Annotated in this window: 15 protein-coding genes; 4 read left to right on the forward strand and 11 right to left on the reverse strand. The window is 73.2% G+C overall.

Annotated features, from left to right (window positions below; genetic code table 11):
* Positions 1–108: 108 nt before the first annotated feature.
* Positions 109–1,902 carry a 3-oxosteroid 1-dehydrogenase gene (gene kstD, locus BSL84_RS03200; protein WP_075969748.1) on the forward strand — a complete coding sequence of 598 codons (1,794 nt, stop codon included), beginning with the start codon at positions 109–111 and terminating at the stop codon, positions 1,900–1,902.
* A 79-nt stretch (positions 1,903–1,981) separates the two neighbouring features.
* On the opposite strand, the gene BSL84_RS03205 is transcribed toward kstD, so the two are convergent.
* From BSL84_RS03205 to BSL84_RS03240, 8 genes are all read right to left on the reverse strand, one after another.
* Positions 1,982–2,482 carry a hypothetical protein gene (locus BSL84_RS03205; protein WP_030030746.1) on the reverse strand — a complete coding sequence of 167 codons (501 nt, stop codon included), beginning with the start codon at positions 2,480–2,482 and terminating at the stop codon, positions 1,982–1,984.
* 88 nt (positions 2,483–2,570) lie between these two features.
* Positions 2,571–3,356, reverse strand: a complete 786-nt coding sequence (locus BSL84_RS03210) for a maleylpyruvate isomerase family mycothiol-dependent enzyme (protein ID WP_075969749.1) — start codon at positions 3,354–3,356, stop codon at positions 2,571–2,573.
* Positions 3,357–3,389: 33 nt separating this feature from the next.
* Complete coding sequence (locus BSL84_RS03215) at positions 3,390–6,245, reverse strand: ATP-binding protein (RefSeq protein WP_075969750.1); 2,856 nt, start codon at positions 6,243–6,245, stop codon at positions 3,390–3,392.
* A gap of 262 nt (positions 6,246–6,507) precedes the next feature.
* Entirely contained in the window at positions 6,508–6,735 is a 228-nt protein-coding gene (locus BSL84_RS03220; protein ID WP_376502069.1) for a DUF397 domain-containing protein, read from the reverse strand.
* 131 nt (positions 6,736–6,866) lie between these two features.
* Complete coding sequence (locus tag BSL84_RS03225) at positions 6,867–8,033, reverse strand: thiolase domain-containing protein (protein WP_030032530.1); 1,167 nt, start codon at positions 8,031–8,033, stop codon at positions 6,867–6,869.
* Positions 8,030–9,103 carry a thiolase domain-containing protein gene (locus tag BSL84_RS03230; RefSeq protein ID WP_045322923.1) on the reverse strand — a complete coding sequence of 358 codons (1,074 nt, stop codon included), beginning with the start codon at positions 9,101–9,103 and terminating at the stop codon, positions 8,030–8,032. The genes BSL84_RS03225 and BSL84_RS03230 overlap by 4 nt, the downstream gene beginning before the upstream one ends.
* Complete coding sequence (locus BSL84_RS03235; RefSeq protein ID WP_030033199.1) at positions 9,103–10,065, reverse strand: Zn-ribbon domain-containing OB-fold protein; 963 nt, start codon at positions 10,063–10,065, stop codon at positions 9,103–9,105. Before BSL84_RS03235 ends, BSL84_RS03230 begins: the two co-directional genes overlap by 1 nt.
* A gap of 245 nt (positions 10,066–10,310) precedes the next feature.
* Complete coding sequence (locus BSL84_RS03240) at positions 10,311–11,111, reverse strand: crotonase/enoyl-CoA hydratase family protein (RefSeq protein ID WP_045322917.1); 801 nt, start codon at positions 11,109–11,111, stop codon at positions 10,311–10,313.
* Between the two features lie 186 nt (positions 11,112–11,297).
* On the opposite strand from BSL84_RS03240, the gene BSL84_RS03245 reads away from it, so the two are divergent.
* A complete protein-coding gene (locus BSL84_RS03245; RefSeq protein ID WP_075969751.1) occupies positions 11,298–12,962 on the forward strand; it encodes an acyl-CoA synthetase in 1,665 nt (554 codons plus the stop codon).
* Positions 12,963–13,021: 59 nt separating this feature from the next.
* On the opposite strand, the gene BSL84_RS03250 is transcribed toward BSL84_RS03245, so the two are convergent.
* Entirely contained in the window at positions 13,022–13,870 is an 849-nt protein-coding gene (locus BSL84_RS03250) for an alpha/beta fold hydrolase (RefSeq protein ID WP_045322921.1), read from the reverse strand.
* Between the two features lie 114 nt (positions 13,871–13,984).
* Between BSL84_RS03250 and paaK the strand changes: the two genes are divergently transcribed.
* Both paaK and BSL84_RS03260 read left to right on the forward strand, forming a co-directional pair.
* Positions 13,985–15,301 carry a phenylacetate--CoA ligase PaaK gene (gene paaK, locus BSL84_RS03255; RefSeq protein ID WP_075969752.1) on the forward strand — a complete coding sequence of 439 codons (1,317 nt, stop codon included), beginning with the start codon at positions 13,985–13,987 and terminating at the stop codon, positions 15,299–15,301.
* A gap of 221 nt (positions 15,302–15,522) precedes the next feature.
* The gene (locus BSL84_RS03260; RefSeq protein WP_075969753.1) at positions 15,523–16,389 is read left to right on the forward strand and encodes a YhjD/YihY/BrkB family envelope integrity protein; all 867 of its coding nucleotides are present in this window, start codon (positions 15,523–15,525) and stop codon (positions 16,387–16,389) included.
* Here the strand turns inward: BSL84_RS03260 and BSL84_RS03265 are convergent.
* Positions 16,380–16,598, reverse strand: a complete 219-nt coding sequence (locus BSL84_RS03265; protein WP_075969754.1) for a hypothetical protein — start codon at positions 16,596–16,598, stop codon at positions 16,380–16,382. The genes BSL84_RS03260 and BSL84_RS03265 overlap by 10 nt on opposite strands.
* Positions 16,599–16,952: 354 nt before the next feature.
* Positions 16,953–18,092: a calcium:proton antiporter gene (locus BSL84_RS03270; protein WP_075969755.1), complete on the reverse strand. Its 1,140-nt coding sequence runs from the start codon at positions 18,090–18,092 to the stop codon at positions 16,953–16,955.
* Positions 18,093–18,178 lie beyond the last annotated feature (86 nt).

Raw genomic sequence — 18,178 nt, forward strand, 5'->3', positions numbered from 1 at the left:
TCCGGGGGCGCCGGATGGCTTGACATCACATGATCCCCCGAACAGTTTTCTGACTCAGCATCAGAGATGTCGGCGTCCCTCGCCCCACCACACCGCTGGAGCCTGCCCATGTCCGCAAGCGCTTCGCGCACGCCCCCCGCTTCTCGCCCGTCCAGACGCGCGGTCCTCGCCGGTACCGGGGCGGGGGTGCTCGCCGCCGCCGCTCTGCCGTCCGGCGGGGCCCGGGCCGACAGTGTCCGGGCCTGGCCGCGGCTCGGTGAGTACGACGTGGTCGTGGTCGGGTCCGGGGCCGCCGGGATGACGGCCGCGCTCACCGCCGCGAAGCGCGGGCTGAGCGTGCTGGTGGTCGAGAAGGCACCTGCCTTCGGCGGTTCGGCGGCGCGTTCCGGAGCCGGTATCTGGCTGCCGAACAACTCGGTGATCCTGGCCGCGGGGGTACCGGACACCCCGCAGAAGGCGGCGGCGTACCTCTCGGCGGTCGTGGGGCCGGAGGTGCCGGCCGACCGGCAGGCCGCGTTCCTGGCCAACGGCCCCCGCATGCTGGACTTCGTGATGGCCAACAGCCCGTTGAGGTTCCGTTTCATGGAGGGGTACAGCGACTACTACCCCGACCTGCCGGGCGGGCTGCCGAACGGCCGGTCCATCGAGCCCGACCAGATCGACGGGAACGTCCTGGGTGGTGAACTGGCCCGCCTGAACCCGGCGTACATGCCGGTGCCGGCCGGGATGGTGGTCTTCAGCCAAGACTACAAGTGGCTGAACCTCGCGGCCGTGAGCGCGAGGGGCCTGGCCGTGTCCGCCGAGTGCCTTGCGCGCGGTACGGCGGCGGCGCTGCGCGGTGAGAAGCCGCTGACGATGGGGCAGGCCCTGGCGGCCGGCCTGCGGGCCGGGCTCCAGCGGGCCGGGGTGCCGGTGTGGCTGAACAGCCCGCTGGTGGACCTGGTCCAGGAGAACGGCTCCGTCACCGGCGTGGTGGTGGAAACGGAGGGTGCGCGGGGTGTCGTACGGGCCCGCAAGGGGGTGATCGTCGGGTCGGGCGGCTTCGAGCACAACGCGGCGATGCGGGCGCAGTACCAGCAGCAGCCGATCGGCACGCAGTGGTCGGTGGGTGCGAAGGAGAACACCGGGGACGGCATCCTGGCCGGTCAGCGGGCAGGGGCGGCTCTGGCGCTCATGGAGGACGCGTGGTGGGGGCCGTCGATCCCGCTGCCCGGGGAGCCGTACTTCTGCCTGGCCGAACGGACCCTGCCGGGCGGGTTGATCGTGAACGCGAACGGCACGCGTTTCGTCAACGAGGCGGCGCCGTACAGCGATGTGGTGCACGTGATGTACGAGAAGGACCGGGGCGCGGTCGGCTCGCACATTCCGGCGTGGCTGATCGTGGATCAGAACTACCGCAACAAGTACCTGTTCAAGGACGTCCTGCCGACGCTGCCGTTCCCGGACTCGTGGTATCAGGCGGGGGCGGCGGTGAAGGCGTGGACGTGGGACGCGCTGGCGGGCCGGATCGGCGTCCCTGCGGGCGCGCTGCGGGCGACGCTGAGCCGGTTCAACGCGCAGGCGGTGAGCGGTACTGACTCCGACTTCCACCGGGGCGACACCGCGTACGACCACTACTACACGGACCCGAACGTGCTGCCGAACTCGTGCCTGGCGCCGGTCTGGGTGCCGCCGTTCCACGCGTTCAGGATCGTGCCGGGGGATCTCGGTACGAAGGGCGGCATCGTCACGGACGCGCGGGCCCGGGCGCTGCGGGCGGACGGCTCGGTGATCCGCGGCCTGTACGCGGCCGGCAACGCCAGTGCGGCGGTGATGGGCCACAGCTACGCGGGGGCCGGATCGACGATCGGCCCCGCGATGACCTTCGGCTATGTGGCGGCCAACGACATCGCGGACGGGTGACGCGATCGTGCCGGGCTCGGGCGCGGGCCGGACGGCGTGCCCGGCCCCGGAGGCCGGGGGGCCCGTGGGGTGAGGGGGGTCAGCCCTGCTGGAAGAGCTCGGCGGGGAGCGGCTTCAGGAGCGCGTAGAGGTCGTCGGTGATCGGGCGGTCCCAGCTGGCGATGGTGACCAGCACGTTGTCGCTGCGGTCGAACTGCACGCAGGAGATGCGGGACTCCGACAGCTTGATCTTCCGGACGATGAGGAGGTTGTCACCCTGCATGACCGGGCAGTCCTCGACGCCCGTGACCTCGACGTCCTCGTCGTTCTCCAGCGCGTCCAGGAGCTGGGCCACCTCGAAGGGGACCTGGCCGTCGGTGAGGTCCCGGGCGGGGGACCCCTCGGGCAGGTTCCCGATGATCATCGCGGGGCCGCGTCCGCCGAACAGGTCGTAGCGGAGGAAGACGCCCTGGCAGCTGCCGTCGGGCGCGGGCAGCAGCCCGGCCCCGAGATTGCCCGGCCAGTCCCCCGGGTCCATGGCCAGGACATCGAAGTCCGGGCCGGCGGGTGTGGCGGCGCGGTGGCGGCGGAGGAAGGACATGCGGCCATGGTACGTGGCCGCGCGGGTTTTCCGGCCCGGGGGTCCGGGAAGCGGGACGTACGCGGGCGGGGTCGGGCGGCGCGTACCGTCAGACCGGCGGGACGAGGGTGAACCAGTGCGTGAGCAGGGTGGCGTCCCCTGTGGCGCGCAGGGCGGTGGGCGGTACCCGGCCCCAGAGGAACAGTGCGAGGTCGCAGGCCGTACCCGCGATCTCGACGTCCGCCGACGGGGTGGGGGCGGGCGCGGTGCGGAGATCGTCAGCCGGGTAGGCGCGGACATCGTCACCCGAGAGGAGGACCGTCCAGGATTCCGGACCGTCGGTACGCCGGAAGCGGTACGTCTCCCCTGTCCCCGGCGGTGCCTGGCGCCATCCGCGGCGCGCCGGGGCCATCACCTCGATCGACTGGGTCACGGCGTCCGCGGCGATGCCTGGGGCGAGGGGGGCGGGGGCGCCCGTTGCGGATTCGGCGTCCCAGCGGTGGACGGCCAGTTCGATGAGCTGCATCCGCAGCCAGAAGCCCGAGGTCTGCTCGACCGACCAGGTCCACACGGGGGTGTCCGGCCCCAGCTCGCTCAGGAGCTCTGCCAGCTCCCGTGCGCCCCGGGCGAACCAGTCGGTGAGCGCGTCCGGGCCGTCGGGGGTCTCGGGGAGCGTGAGGTCGGCCGGGTCCGGCGGGGCCGTGATCCGTTCGCGCAGGATGTGGGCCACGAAGCGGTGGACTCCGCCGAGGTGGCGGACGAGGTCGGTCACCGTCCACTCGGGGCAGGAGGGGACCGACGGCACCGGATCACCCCGGTCGTAGGCCCGGCGGACCGCCTTCTCGAAGGCCGCCGCCTCGCTTCGGAACAGGGGGATTCTGTCGATGTGGTCCATCGTGGGATCCTGCCCGCCAGGCGGCGGCGCCGGTCACGTTGAGCTACGGGCAAACGACTCCAGTGCGGCGCGCAGCCCGGACCGGTCGGTGCCGAGTTTGCGGCAGGCGGCCGACAGCACCCAGTCGGGGGACGCCGGCCCGGGCTCCTTCTCGGACCGTACGGCCAGGTCGGCGGCCCGGATCTCCTCCTCGGTGACCCGGTCCGCGCGCGGCGGCGCGGCGGGCACGGCTCCGCCCATGCCGGTCAGGGTCTCGGTCGCCTCTTCCACGAGCCCGTCGGCACCGCATTCCCGGGCCGTGGCCACGGCCGCGGTCAGCAGGCCGGCATCGCGCAGTCCGTAGCCGAGGGCGGCCAGGGCGCGGGCGAGCTCGTAGCCCGCGGGCGAGGCCGAGAGCAGGGTGACGGCCTCCCGTAGGAGGGCGGTGCGGTCCTGTGGCGCGGCGACCTCGGCCGCCACCCGGAGTGCCTGGCCGATGGCGGACGGGGCCCCGAAGGCCCTGGCCCGGCGGACGGCGTCGGCGGCGAGGGCGCGGGCCCGCTGCGGATCCTCGGCGGCGACGGCCCGCGCGAGGTGCAGCTGCCAGGGGCACCAGGCCGGGTTCTGGATGCCGCGCGGGGTGAGCCGCCGGTCCACCGCCTCCAGTTCGGCGACGGCCGCGCGCACCTCGCCGCGGGCGAGCAGCAGTTCGGCGTAGACGGTCTGCGAGTCGGGGAAGACCACGGCGGCCGGGAAGGGGGCGCCGAACTCGTGTTCCTGTGCGAGTTCCCAGGCCTCGTCGACGCGGCCCCGGGCGAGCAGGGTCGTGAGGAGGATCGCTATGGCGTACCAGTGCACGGGGGTGCGCCGGCCCACGCGTTCGGCGAGGCGCAGTCCGGAGCGGGCCAGTTCCTCGGCATCCACGAGCCGTCCGCGCCGGTAGCGGATGTAGGCGCGCAGGCTGTACGCGAAGGACAGGTGAGCACCGTGCCAGCCCTGGCGCTCGAATTCGGCGGTGCCCTCCTCGAACAGCTCCTCCGCCCGGCCGGGGCGGTCGGCGTACATGTGGACCATGGCGGCCAGCACCGGGACCTCGAAGCCCCGGTCCTCCTGGGCCCAGCTGAAGGGGCGCTCCAGGACCCGGCCGGCGTGGTGCAGGACCACCTCCACCGGTTCGCCCCGCAGGCAGGCGTCCCAGGCGCGCAGTGCGATCACGTACCGCTCGGTGAGGTCGCGGCCCGTGAGGCGGTCGGCGAGCCGGGCGAGCCGGCGGGAGCGGGCCGGGGAGTCCGTCTCGGCGGCGTTGAAGGCGTCCCACATGAACTGCTCGGACTGCAGGCGCAGGCGGGCGCGTACGTCCGGGGTCCGGGCGATCTCGCGGGCGAGTGATTCCGAGGCCTCGGCGAGGCGGTCGCTGTGCGCGAGGACCTGGGCGAGCCGGATGACGATGCCCTGGCGCAGGGCCGGGTCGTCGAAGGGCTCGGCGAGGGCCGCCCTCAGGTGGTTGACCGTGTTGGCGGGTTCGGTCAGCAGGGAGGCGCAGCCCAGTTCGTACAGGACGGCGGCGCGTTCGTCGAAGTCGGGTGGCTCGCGCAGGGCGCGGGCGAGCTGGCGGCGGGCGGCTTCGGGGGCTCCGGCGCGCAGGTTCTCCGCGGCCGCCTCGCGCAGGGTGCGCACCACCCAGGGGTCGTTCTCGGGGTGGGTCTCCAGCAGGTGGCGGGCGGCGGCGGAGGAGCCGAGGCCCGCGTCGACGACGGCCGCCGCGGCCTTGCCGTGCAGGGCGACGCGCAGTGCGTCGGGGATGGCCCGGTAGATGGCGGTGGCGATGAGCGGGTGGACGAACTCCAGCCCGGTTTCCGGTTCGTGGTCGGACGCGGATCCGGTGGCCGACAGGATGCGGGCGGCCCGCAGGCGCGTGGTGGCGCCCGCGGCCTCCTCGGTGCCGAGTGCGGCGACCCGCGCGGCGATGTCCTGGGGGATGGCGGTGCCGAGGACGGCGCAGGCCCAGGCGAAGCGGACGGTGGAGGGGCCGAGGCGTTCGAGGCGTTCGACGAGGCCGCTGCCGCGCTGGGCGGCGGCGAGGTCGGCCAGCTGCGGGGCGTTCTCCGCGACCGGCCGCAGTCCCTTGCCGCGGATCTTGGCGGTGAGCTCGACGGCTTCGAAGGGGTTGCCGGCGGTGACGGCCCAGGCCTCCTCGCAGAAGGTGTCGTCTGCGTCGTCGCCGACGGCCTCGCGGACCAGGGCGGCGACGGCGGCCGAGGTGAGCGGGGCGAGGGGCAGCGGGGCCTGTCCCGCCCGGCCGGGCAGCGTACGGAAGGCGTCGGCGTGCGCGGGCAGTTCGTCGGGCCGGTAGGCGACGACGAGGAGCAGCGGGAGGTGTTCGGCGCGCGGGGCGAAGGCGGCGAGCCAGCTGAGGGATTCGGGGTCGGCCCAGTGCGCGTCGTCGAGGACGAGGGTGACGGGGGCGCGTTTGACGACGAGGTGGGTGAGGACCCAGTCGAGGCCGTCGCGCAGGCCCTGGGGGTCGGGCGGGGCGCCCTGTTCGGGGGCGCAGAGTCCGAGGGCCGGGCCGACGATGGAGTACCAGCTGCCGAGCGCGGCGCGTAGTTCCTGCTCCGAGGTGCCGGCCAGTTGGGGTTGGATGAGTTGGCGGGCGACGTGGAAGGGCTGGCTCTGCTCCTGTTCGCCGCCGCGGGCGGCGAGGACGGTGCAGGAGCGTGCGTGGGCGCGGCGGCGCACTTCGGCGAGCAGGGTGGTCTTGCCGAGGCCGGCGGGGCCGGAGAAGGCCAGCAGGGCGCCGCCGGCGTCCGGCCCGGGACCGGTGAGCTGGTCCAGGGCCTCGTCGACGATCGCGAGTTCGGCTTCGCGTTCGACCATGGTGCGCCGCATGCGCGTCCGGTGGTCCGTCATGGCTGGTACCCCCCAGGCCTGTTCTGGGAGATCAGCGTACGCCCGCGCACAACGCGGGGTGCCCCACTGTCGGAAAGAATCCGATCTTCTTTTCCGACGGGGTTCCGGAAGGGATCCGAGGGCGACCGGTCCTGCCCGGAACGTGTCGCGAGGCGTTCGGGGACGCGACGGTCCCTGCGGCCAGGCAGGCCCCGCCGGGGCCCGCTGCGGCCCGCTCCGGCAGGAGGGCGGGGCCGCGGCGGGGCGGGGGCCGGGCGGGCGCTCAGGTCAGGTCGAACTCCCCGCCCCGGGCGTTCCGTACGAACTGGTGCCACTCGTCCGGCGAGAAGATCAGAGAGGGGCTTTCGGGGCGCTCGCTGTTGCGCATCGCGATGAAGCCCTCGACGAAGGCGATCTGGACGTCGCCCGCTCCCCGGCTGCTCGACCGCCAGTCCGCGTCGGTGAGATCGAGGTCCGGCTTCCCCCAGCCGGCGAGGGGCTGTGAAGTCATGCTCTCGGCCACGTGCGTGCTCCTCCCGGTACGTCGTCCGGGGCCAGGTTAACCATCGCGGCGGGCACCGCACAGACCGCCGTGAGTCAGCCGGGACCGCTCCGGCACCCGTGCGGCGCCGCCGGCTGCCGTCAGGAGGCGGGCTCCCGCGCCCCCACCAGCCACATGGCGAAGAACTGCGCTCCCCCGCCGTAGGCGTGCCCCAGTGCCCGGCGGGCTCCCGGCACCTGGTGCTCCCCGGCCTGGCCGCGTACCTGGAGGGCCGCCTCGGCGAAGCGGATCATGCCGGACGCGCCGATCGGGTTGGTGGACAGCACACCCCCGGACGGGTTGACCGGGAGGTCCCCGTCGATCTCGGTGACCCCGGCCTCGGTGAGCTTCCAGCCCTCGCCCTCCTCGGCGAAGCCGAGGTTCTCCAGCCACATCGGCTCGTACCAGGAGAACGGCACGTACATCTCGACGGCGTCGATCTCCCGGCGCGGGTCGGTGATCCCGGCCTGCCGGTAGACGTCGGCGGCGCAGTCCTTGCCGGCCTGGGGGGAGACGAAGTCCTTGCCGGCGAAGAGGGTGGGTTCGCTGCGCATCGCCCCGCCGTGCACCCAGGCCGGCGGTTTGGGCGAACGGGCGGCGCCCGCCCGGTCGGTGAGGACCATCGCGCAGGCGCCGTCGGAGGACGGGCAGGTCTCGGAGTAGCGGATCGGGTCCCACAGCATCGGCGACGCCTGGATCCTTTCCAGGGTGATGCCGTGCTCGTGCAGGTGCGCGTAGGGGTTCTTCAGCGCGTTGCGCCGGTCCTTGTACGCCACCAGCGAGCCCACCGCGTCGGGCGCGCCGGTGCGCCGCATGTACGCGCGCACGTGCGGGGCGAAGAAGCCGCCGGCGCCGGCGAGCAGCGGCTGTTGGAAGGGCACGGGGAGGGAGAGCCCCCACATGGCGTTCGATTCGGACTGTTTCTCGAAGGCGAGGGTGAGGACGGTGCGGTGGACGCGGGCGGCCACGAGGTTGGCGGCGACGAGCGCGGTGGACCCGCCGACCGAGCCGGCCGTGTGGACGCGCAGCATCGGTTTTCCGACAGCGCCGAGTGCGTCCGCCAGGTACAGCTCGGGCATCATCACCCCCTCGAAGAAGTCGGGGGCCTTGCCGATGACGACGGCGTCGATGTCGGCCCAGGCCAGTTCGGCGTCGGCGAGGGCGCGGGCGGCGGCCTCGCGGACGAGTCCGGCGATGGACACGTCGTGGCGGGCGGCCACGTGTTTGGTCTGGCCGATGCCGACGACTGCGACGGGCTCTTTACTCACCTTGCGTCCCCTTCCAGGACGGCGACCAGGTTCTGCTGGAGGCAGGGGCCGGAGGTGGCGTGGGCGACGGCCCGGTCGGATGCGCCGCGGTGGATGCGGGCGGCGGCCTCGCCGATGCGGATGAGGCCGGCGGCCATCATGGGGTTGGCGGCGAGCGGCCCGCCGGAGGGGTTGACGGCGACGGTGTCACCGAGCCCGAGGGCCTTGCGGAGCACCACCTCCTGGGAGGAGAAGGGCGCGTGGAGTTCCGCCGTGTCCACGGGGGCGTCGAAGAGCCCGGCGTGCCGGGCCGCGATCCGGGTGGACGGTGAGTCGGTGAGGTCGCGCAGGCCCAGGCCGTGGGCCTCGATGCGGTGGTCGATGCCGGTGATCCAGGCGGGGCGCTCGCACAGCCGGCGCGCGAGGTCTCCGGCGGCCAGGATCACCGCGGCCGCGCCGTCGCCGACGGGCGGGCAGTCCCCGGTTCGCAGCGGCCGGACCTGGTAGTCGCCCTGCGGGACGTCGCCGCGGAGCTGGGCGTGCGGGTTGGCCGCGGCGTCGGCCCGGCTGCGCGCCGCGATGGCGGCGAGGGCGGGTTCGTCGGTCTCGCCCGCGTCGAGGAGGGCCTGGGCCTGGAGGGCGGCGAGGGCCACCGAGTCGGGCCAGAGCGGGGCGAGGTAGTACGGGTCGAGCTGGCGGGTGAGCACGTCGCGGACGGATCCGGGCGAGGACTTCCCGTACGCGTAGACGAGCGCGGTGTCCGCCTCGCCGGTCTGCAGCTTCACCCAGGCCTCGTGGAGGGCCCAGGCCCCGTCCGTCTCGACGTGGGACTCGGAGATCGGCGGCCAGGCGCCGACCCCGTCGAGGGTCATGGTGAAGGAGAAGGCGCGGCCGGCCAGGTAGTCGCTGGAGCCGGAGCAGGTGAAGCCGATCTCGCCGGCCTTCAGTCCGGTGGCGGCGAGCACCCGGTGCAGGACCGGCATGACCATTTCGACTTCGCTGAGCTCGTCGGTGCGGCGCCGGTGGTCGCTCTGCGCGAACGCGACGACGGCCACGTCGCGTGCGTACCTGCTCGTCCTGGGCCCGGTCATCAGATGAGCTCCTTGTACGCGTCGTAGTCCGCGTCCGGTTCGCCGGTGGGGCGGTAGTGGTCGGGGTGGCGGCCGCCTTCCGTCCAGACGGGCTCGACGCGCAGGCCCATGCGGACCTGGTCGTACGGGATGCCCCCGATCCTGCCGTGGAGGGCGAGGCCGGCGCCGTCGAGGGCGATGTGTGCGTAGACGTAGGGGACTTCGATGTCGAGGTTCCTGGCTTTGATGTTGACGATGCAGAAGGTGGTGACGGTGCCGGCCGGGCCGACCTCCACCTGGTCGGTGGTGGCGACCCCGCAGGTGGGGCAGGCGCCGCGCGGTGGGACGTACACCTTGTGGCAGGAGGGGCAGCGCTCGCCGACGGTCCGCTGTTCGGAGAGGGCGTTGATGTAGGCGGTCTGGGCGCGGCCGGGGCTGTAGGTGTAGTCCAGGCGGGCCTCGGCGACGATGCCGGTGACGGGGTCCTGGAAGACGCCGTCGTGCGGGGCGGGCGCGGCTGCGGCGGCGGGGCCGTCGTACGGTTCGAAGCAGGCGATGTCGGTGATGGCGCCGGTGCGTTCGGCGGCCCAGCGGACGCGTACGCGCATGCCGGTGCTCACGGCTTCGGGGCCGGGGGCGTCGAGGGCGTGCAGGAGGGCGGTGTCGGCGCCGTCGAGCTTGACCAGGACCCAGGCGAAGGGGGTGTCCAGGGGCTGGTGGGGCCGGGGCCGTTCGTTCCAGGCCCAGGTGGTGACGGTGCCGGTGGCGGCGACCTCGACGAGGTCGCGTATCTCCTCGGAGGTGACGGGGTCGTATTCGACGGGCGGGACCAGCACCCTGCCGTCCGCGGTCTTCACGCCGAGGACGACGCTGTCGCGCAGGCCGGTGAGAAAGGCGCTCTGCACGGGCCCGAGGGAGCGGGTGAAGGGGAACTCGACGACGAGAGGCGCGCGGAGCACCTCAGGTGGGGAGGCAGCTGTCATGGTGGCTCTCCGTTTGCGGTTGATTCCGGGGACGGGCGGGGTTCGGCGACCGGGCCCCTGGCCGCTCTTTCAGTCCCGCCGGCGTTTGAGGCGCGGGGGCCGGGGCGGAGCCCCGCTCTTTTCAGCCCCGCCGGCGTTTGAGGCGCGGGCGCGGGGTCCGGGGCGGAGCACCCGGCAGCTGCGCCGCACCCGGGTGTGGACAGGGCCACCGCTCGGCCACGGGTTCGGGCCCGGTCAGGCCCGAGCTACTCCCTCCGGTACACCGCCGGCCGCTTCTCGGCGAAGGCCCGCGCCCCCTCCTTGGCGTCCGCGGTGTCGAAGACCGGCCAGCCGCGCAGGAGTTCGGAGGCCAGGCCCTCCGCCTCCGTCAGCCCGGCGGTCTCGTAGACCGACGCCTTGACCGCCTCGACCGCGAGCGGCCCGCACGCGTTGACCTGTTCGGCGATCTCCAGGGCCGCGTCGAGCGCCGTGCCGTCCGGGACGACCCGTCCGACGAGCCCGATCCGTGCGGCCTCCTGCGCGGAGTACGGGCGTCCGGTCAGCAGCATCTCCAGGGCGTGCGTACGCGGGATCTGCCGGGGCAGCCGTACGGTGGAGCCGCCGATCGGGAAGAGCCCGCGCCGGACCTCGAAGAGTCCGAAGGTGGCGCTTTCGGCCGCCACCCGGATGTCGGTGCCCTGGAGAATTTCGGTGCCGCCGGCCACGCAGTGGCCCTCCACCGCCGCGATCACCGGCTTGCGCGGACGGTGGTGGCGGAGCATGGCCTTCCAGTGCAGGTCGGGGTCGGCCTTGAGGCGGTCCCGGTACTGGTCGCCCGCCATTCCCTTGCCGGCCAGGGCCTTGAGGTCCATGCCGGCGCAGAAGTCGCCGCCCGCGCCGGTCAGCACCACGGAGCGGATCCCGTGGTCGGCGTCCGCCTCCAGCCAGCCGTCGTACAGCCCCACCAGCAGCGGCAGCGAGAGCGCGTTCTTCGCCTCGGGCCTGTTCATGGTGAGCACCAGCGTGGCGCCGCGGCGTTCCACGGTCAGGTGTTCCGTCCCACCCATTGCCGTCCTCCCGTCTCAAGACCTAGAACAGGTTGCAGTAGGGGAGGGTGCAGTTCAATAGTTTTCTGACACTCAGTCAGATTTCCTCAGTGGCGCCCCTTCCCACTTGCCGGCCACGGCGCTCTAATGACCGCCGAGCAGCCGGCCGCGGAGCCGCCATCGGAAACAACGGGGTCAGGAGGAACGGTGGAGTACAACCTTGCCGACCTGTTCGAGTCGGTCGTGGACGTGGTCCCGGACCGCGAGGCCCTGGTGTACGTGGACCACCCCGGTACGGGCGCCGAGCGCCGCCTCACCTACGCGGAACTGGACACGGCGGCGAACCGGATCGCACACCACCTGCTGGACAGCGGCCTGACGGCCGGCGAGCACCTGGGGCTGCACCTCTACAACGGGATCGAGTACCTCCAGACGGTACTGGCCTGCCTGAAGGCCCGGCTGGTACCGGTGAACGTCAACTACCGCTATGTGGAGGAGGAGCTGGTCTACCTCTACAACGACGCCGACCTCGCCGCCCTCGTCTTCGAGGGCGAGTTCACCGGGCGGGTGGCGGCCGCGCTGCCGAAGGCTCCGAAGCTGCGTGACCTCGTCCGGGTCGGTGAGGCGCCCGAGGGGGCTGCGGAGCCTGCGATCACGCCGGTCCCGTACGCGGACGCGGAGGCGGCCGGGGCGCCCGGGCGCGGGTTTCCGCCGCGCAGTGCCGACGACCTGTTCATCATCTACACCGGCGGGACGACGGGCATGCCCAAGGGTGTGATGTGGCGGGCCGAGGACCTCTTCTTCGCGGGGCTCTTCGGCGGTGAGCCCTCGGGCGAGCCGGTGAAGCGGCCGGAGGAGCTGGCGGAGCGGGTGGCGGCGCGCGGCTCCGGCCTGACGTTCTTCCCCGCTCCCCCGCTGATGCACGGGACGTCGACGCTGACGTCGTTCATCGCCTTCAACTACGGCCAGCGGGTGGTCATCCACCGCAAGTACGTGCCCGAGGAGGTGCTGCGCACGATCGAGAAGGAGAGGGTGTCAAGCGTGTCGCTGGTGGGCGACGCGATGCTCCGGCCGCTCGTCGACGCGCTGAACGGCCCGCTGCGGGGGACGGACCTGTCGTCGCTGTTCAGCGTCTCCTCGTCCGGGGCGATCATGTCCGAGACGGTGCGCGCCGAGTTTCAGAGGCTGGTCCCGAACGTTCTGCTCCTGAACAACTTCGGCTCCTCCGAGTCCGGCTCCAACGGCCGGGCCACGGACGACTCGGGCCCCGAGAGGGGATTCCGGCTGGAGGTCAACGACCGTACGCGGGTGGTGGATCCGGTGACGCACGAGCCGGTGGCGGTCGGCGAGCCGGGGCGCCTCGCGCAGCGCGGCCATGTGCCGCTCGGCTACTACAACGACCCGGAGAAGACCGCCGAGACCTTCTTCCGGAAGGACGGGGAGCGCTGGGTGCTCCTCGGCGACATGGCGACGGTCGACGAGCAGGGCATCGTCACGGTGCTGGGCCGGGGCTCGCAGTGCATCAACACGGGCGGCGAGAAGGTCTATCCGGAGGAGGTCGAACAGGCGCTGAAGTCGCATCCCGACGTGTACGACGCCCTGGTGGCCGGGGTCCCGGACCCGACCTGGGGGAACCACGTGGCGGCGGTGGTACAGGTGCGGCCGGGCGCCGAGACGCCGACGCTGGAGGGGATCCAGATCCACTGCCGGACGAGACTGGCGGGCTACAAGATCCCGCGGCAGCTGGTCGTCACACCGGCCATACAGCGCTCCCCGAGCGGCAAGGCGGACTACCGCTGGGCGAAGGCGGTCGCGACGGAAGCGGACGCCGGCGGCGCGGGCACCGGCGGGGGCGCGGGCACCGCGCCCTGAACGAGGCCGTGGTTCGACGCCGCAGTGCGCGGGGCGTCGTACCGGACCCCTCGCCTTCGTCAGGTCCCGGTGGCCAGGAAGCGCTCGACGCGCCCGGCGAAGCGGGCGGGGTCGTCCAGCCACGGGTAGTGCACGGAATCCGGCTGGACGTCGAGGAGCCCGGCGGGCAGCGCGGCCGCGATCCGCTCCGCGAGGCCGGGGAACGGGTTGCCGTCCAGTTCACCCGCCAGCACCAGCACCTCCCCCGCCAGCCGGCGCAGGGCCGCGCGGGTGGCGAGCGGGTCGCAGGCCCCCGGATCCACGTATGCCTCGGCCGCCTTCTCGTTCTGCTCGTGCTCGCCGGCGGCGTAGTGGGCCCGGGCGGCGCCGTCCCAGCGCCGGTAGAAGAGGGGCGCAGCCCGATCCCACTCCTCGTCCGTGTCGGCGCCGCCGAGGATGCGCCCGTAGGCCTCGACGGCGCTGTCGTACGGCTCGGCGCCCGCCCGGAGGCGGGCCGCGGCCAGCCGGTCGGCCGCGGTGCTCGCGAGGTCGAGCACCCAGGCGGTCGGGGTGACCAGGACGGTCCGGCCCAGCCGCTGCGGATGCGCGGCCGCGTACAGCAGGGCGAGGTTGCCGCCGGCCGAGTGGGCCAGCAGGTCCATGCGCTCCAGGCCCAGGTGGACGCGGAGCGCCTCGACGTCGGCGACCTGGCGGTCCACGCGGTACGTCGCCTCGTCGGCCGGAACCGCGGAGTCGCCGGTGCCGCGCAGGTCGAGGAGGATCAGAGTGCGGCCGGCGGCCAGTCCCCCCAGATCGCCCAGGTAGCGCGAGGCGCGCATGGCACCGCCGGGGAGGCAGACCAGCGGCGGCCCCTCCCCCAGGGTGCGGTAGGCGAGTTCGGTCCCGTCGTACGTGGAGAAAGTCGGCATGGAGGCCATCAGATCAGACGATCACTCGTTCGAGTCATTGATTTAACCTGCGAAGCCCTGGCAATCTACCGAATGATCGGTCGGTTTCCAGGGCACTCACGATGAGGTGGCGACATGGCGGCGCAGGCGGGGTTCCAGGACGACGGCGAGCGGCTGAGCCGTGACGAGTTGGCGGCTCTGCAGCTCACCCGGCTGCGGGCGACCCTGCACCGCGCGTACGAGCGGGTGCCCTTCTACCGGAAGGCCTTCGACCAGGCCGGGGTGCACCCCGACGACTGCCGCTCCCTGGCCGATCTCCCCCTTTTCCCCCTCACCACCAAGGCCGATCTACGCGACCAGTACCCCTTCGGGATGTTCGCGGTGCCCCGTTCCGAGGTGCGCCGCATCCATGCCTCCAGCGGCACCACCGGGCGTCCGACCGTCGTCGGCTACACCGACGGGGACCTCTCCACCTGGTCCGACGTCGTGGCCCGTTCGATACGCGCGGCCGGCGGCAGACCGGGGCAGATCGTCCACATCGCCTACGGCTACGGCCTCTTCACGGGTGGCCTGGGCGCGCACTACGGAGCCGAGCGCCTCGGCTGTACGGTCGTGCCCGCGTCGGGCGGTATGACGGACCGCCAGGTCCGCCTCATCGAGGACTTCCGGCCGGAGGTCATCATGGTGACGCCCTCCTACATGCTGACCCTGCTGGACGAGATGGAGCGCCAGGGCATCGACCCGCGCACCACCTCGCTGAGGACGGGGATCTTCGGTGCGGAACCGTGGACGGAGGAGATGCGCCGGGAGATCGAGGAGCGCCTCGGCATGGACGCGGTGGACATCTACGGCCTGTCCGAGGTCATCGGGCCCGGCGTGGCACAGGAGTGCGTCGAGACCAAGGACGGCCTGCACATCTGGGAGGACCACTTCTATCCCGAGGTGATCGATCCCCTGACGGGCGCGGTGCTGCCGGAGGGCGAGCTCGGGGAGCTGGTCTTCACCTCTCTCACGAAGGAGGCCATGCCGGTCGTCCGCTACCGCACCCGGGACCTGACCCGGCTGCTGCCGGGCACGGCACGGCCGGCCTTCCGCCGGATGGAGAAGATCACCGGTCGCAGCGACGACATGATCATCCTGCGCGGGGTGAACCTGTACCCGACACAGATCGAGGAGATCCTCCTGCGGATACCCGGGCTGGCCCCCCACTTCCAGCTCAGGCTGACCCGGGAGGGCCGAATGGACACCTTGACGGTCCGGGTGGAGGCCCGCCGGGAGTCGGACGCCGCCGTGCGGGAGGCAGCGGCGGCCGACGTGGTCCAGGCGGTGAAGGCGGGGATCGGCGTCTCCGTCCGGGTCGAGGTGGTGGACCCGGAGACCCTGGAACGCTCCGTTGGCAAGATCAAAAGGCTCGTCGACCTCCGCGGCGTGGACCGGCCCCCGACCCGCTGACGACCGCCCCGCTGCCCGGGTGCCCCTGCGGGCCGGCCGCACGGCCCTGCCCCCTCGGCACGAGTCGGGTCGACGCCGGGACGGTGCAAGGCCTGGGCTGACCGCTACCGGCTCCGCTCAGCCGGCGGGCGGGCAGGGCCGGGCGGGCGAAACCACCCCTTCGGACCCACTTCGGTCCGGCTCCCGGGAGCCGGCGGGCCTGCCCGGGTAGTGCATGAGGCGTGACCTCGACCCTCCGGCAGCTCCACGACCGGCTCCTGGGCTCCTACGTCGGGCTCGCCTGGAGCCGCGGCCGGGAGATGGAGCTGATGCACCGGGCGATGGGCTTCGCGGCCCTCGGGTTCCTCACGCTGGTGCCGCTGCTGGTGGTCGTGGCGGCCGCGGTGCCCGGGAGCGGTTCCGGCTTCGGCCGCTGGCTCGGCCAGGCCCTCGGGGTCACGGAGGCCTCGCGCACCAGGATCGAGATGGTCTTCGGCGCTGCCGACCTGGCGCTGGAGCGGACGACGGCCTTCGGGCTGGCCGCCCTCGCCGTGTTCGGCCTGACCTTCGGCTCGGCCGTGCAGACCGGCTACGAGAAGGTGTGGGACCTGCCGACCGCGCGCTGGCACACCATGTGGCGGCACGTGGTCTGGCTCGCCCTCCTGGTCTGCTACCTCGCACTGCTGGTGGAGATCCCCGCGCCGTCCGACGACACCCTCGGCTCGGTCCTCGGCACGCTGGGCGACCTCTTCGGCACCTGTCTCTTCTTCGTCGGCTCGCAGCGTCTCCTGCTCGGCGGCCGGGTCCGCTGGCGGGCCCTGGTACCGGGAGCTGTCACCACCAGCATCGGGCTGCTCGGGCTGCGGGTCTTCTCGCAGCTGGTGTTCTCGCCGCTCATCGCGTCCAACGCCGTGACGTACGGCCCCTTCGGGACTCTGCTCGTCGTCCAGTCCTGGCTCGTCGGCGTCGGGTTCGTCGTCTACGGCGGCGCGCTCGTCGGCCGCCTCGTGCACGAGCACCTCACCCTGCGGCGCCTGCGGCGAAACGGCCTCCTGCCCGAGCACGACTCCCGTCACCCTCCGGATCGCGGGAGTCCGCCTCAGCTGTGACCGCGGCCGTGGTGGTCGGTGTGTCCGCCGTCGAACCAGTAGTCGCCGGCCGCCAGGTAGCGGAAGGGATGCGCGTTGTGGGCGGGCTGGGACACCTGGCCGGCGCGGGCGCGGTCACCGCGGGCTCCGCAGGGGTGCGCGGCGGGGCTGTCCCCGGGCAGGACGAAGGGGACGTGGGGCCGGCCCGTGAGCCGCTTGCGTTCGAGCACGATGATCTCCAGCCTTGGATGTCGGTGGGGGCCGGGCACGGTCGCCTGTACGGCGTCAGACGCCGGCGTGACACGCCCGCGAGCCCGGCCGTCGGCCGCCCGGTCGGTCTCCCGCGACGGCCGCACGGGCGGACAGCTGCCTGCGACCGGCGAGAGGGGCGACGGGGCCCGGCCGGGGATTTCGCCGACCGGCCGGGCCCGCTTCCGTGGACCTTCTCGCCGCCCTGCCACCGTGACACGGCCCGGCCCGGCCCGCCCCACCGGAGCCTGCGGGAGTAGGCCGGTCGGGCGACCCCGGCGGTTCGGCGCCGGCGGGATCCGCGTACCCGACAGGGCGTTTGGGCCACCCGCCCGTCACGGGCTGACGGCCAGGAAGAGGTAGGCGGCGAGTACGACGATGTGCACCCCGCCCTGGAGCAGGGTGGCGCGGCCGGGGGCGAGAGTGAGTGCGCTGACGACGACGGTCAGGGCGAGCAGCACCATGTGGACCGGGCCGAGACCGAGCAGGAGGGGGCCGGAGAGCCAGATCGAGGCCAGTGCGATCGCCGGAATGGTCAGCCCGATGCTGGCGATGGCGGATCCGTAGGCGAGGTTGAGGCTGGTCTGCACACGGTGTCGGCGGGCGGCGCGGACGGCGGCGAGGGTCTCGGGCAGCAGGACGAGCAGGGCGATGATCACACCGACGACGGCCTGGGGCAGGCCGGCCTTGGCCACCGCCGCCTCGATGGTCGGGGAGACGGCCTTGGCGTCGCCGACCACCGCGACGAGGGCGACCAGCAGCAGGCCGAGGCTGGTCAGGGCGGCGCGGGCGGTGGGCGGCGCCGCGTGGTCCTCCTGCCGGTCCGGGTCCGCGCTGGGACCCGCGCCGCGGCCCGTGGCCGGGTCCGGCTCGATGCCCACGGGCAGGAAGTAGTCGCGGTGGCGGACCGTCTGGACGGCGATGAACAGGCCGTAGAGGGCGAGCGACGCCACTGCGGCGAAGGTCAGCTGTGCGGTGGAGAACTCCGGGCCGGGCTTGCTCGTGGTGAAGGTCGGCAGGACCAGGCTGAGGGTGGCCAGGGTGGCGACGGTGGCCAGTGCCGCGCCGGACCCCTCGGGGTTGAAGACGGCCACCCGGTTGCGCAGGGCGCCGACGAGCAGGGACACACCGACGATGCCGTTGCAGGTGATCATGACGGCGGCGAAGACGGTGTCCCGGGCGAGAGAGGCGGTCTTGTCGCCGCCGTCGGCCATCAGGGTGACGATGAGGGCCACTTCGATGACGGTGACCGCGACCGCGAGGATGAGGGAGCCGAAGGGTTCGCCCACGCGGTGGGCGACGACCTCCGCGTGGTGGACGGCCGCCAGCACCGCGCCGGCCAGGCACAGGGCGACGAGCACCACCACGGGGCCCGGTAGGTCCCTGCCCCAGCTGAAGACCAGCGCGACCAGCGCCACCACGGGGACCAGGACGGTCCAGTCGACCAGAGGGGATCTGCGCGTCTTCGTACCCATATCGGCCAACTTGCCAGACGTACCCCTTCGGTGCGTCGCACGGCGCGCCCCCGCCTCGGCCGGTGCTCGGCGGGTCCCTGCCGGTC

The sequence above is a fragment of the Streptomyces sp. TN58 genome, from assembly GCF_001941845.1.
Classification (GTDB): domain Bacteria; phylum Actinomycetota; class Actinomycetes; order Streptomycetales; family Streptomycetaceae; genus Streptomyces.

What these genes read in the sequence shown, in the direction of transcription:
- paaK (WP_075969752.1), top strand. Translation starts at nt 13,985, where the DNA reads ATGGCGGCGCAGGCGGGGTTCCAGGACGACGGCGAGCGGCTGAGCCGT.
- BSL84_RS03270 (WP_075969755.1), bottom strand. Translation starts at nt 18,092, where the DNA reads ATGGGTACGAAGACGCGCAGATCCCCTCTGGTCGACTGGACCGTCCTG.
- kstD (WP_075969748.1), top strand. Translation starts at nt 109, where the DNA reads ATGTCCGCAAGCGCTTCGCGCACGCCCCCCGCTTCTCGCCCGTCCAGA.
- BSL84_RS03230 (WP_045322923.1), bottom strand. Translation starts at nt 9,103, where the DNA reads ATGACCGGGCCCAGGACGAGCAGGTACGCACGCGACGTGGCCGTCGTC.
- BSL84_RS03235 (WP_030033199.1), bottom strand. Translation starts at nt 10,065, where the DNA reads ATGACAGCTGCCTCCCCACCTGAGGTGCTCCGCGCGCCTCTCGTCGTC.
- BSL84_RS03210 (WP_075969749.1), bottom strand. Translation starts at nt 3,356, where the DNA reads ATGGACCACATCGACAGAATCCCCCTGTTCCGAAGCGAGGCGGCGGCC.
- BSL84_RS03250 (WP_045322921.1), bottom strand. Translation starts at nt 13,870, where the DNA reads ATGCCGACTTTCTCCACGTACGACGGGACCGAACTCGCCTACCGCACC.
- BSL84_RS03240 (WP_045322917.1), bottom strand. Translation starts at nt 11,111, where the DNA reads ATGGGTGGGACGGAACACCTGACCGTGGAACGCCGCGGCGCCACGCTG.
- BSL84_RS03205 (WP_030030746.1), bottom strand. Translation starts at nt 2,482, where the DNA reads ATGTCCTTCCTCCGCCGCCACCGCGCCGCCACACCCGCCGGCCCGGAC.
- BSL84_RS03215 (WP_075969750.1), bottom strand. Translation starts at nt 6,245, where the DNA reads ATGACGGACCACCGGACGCGCATGCGGCGCACCATGGTCGAACGCGAA.
- BSL84_RS03220 (WP_376502069.1), bottom strand. Translation starts at nt 6,735, where the DNA reads ATGACTTCACAGCCCCTCGCCGGCTGGGGGAAGCCGGACCTCGATCTC.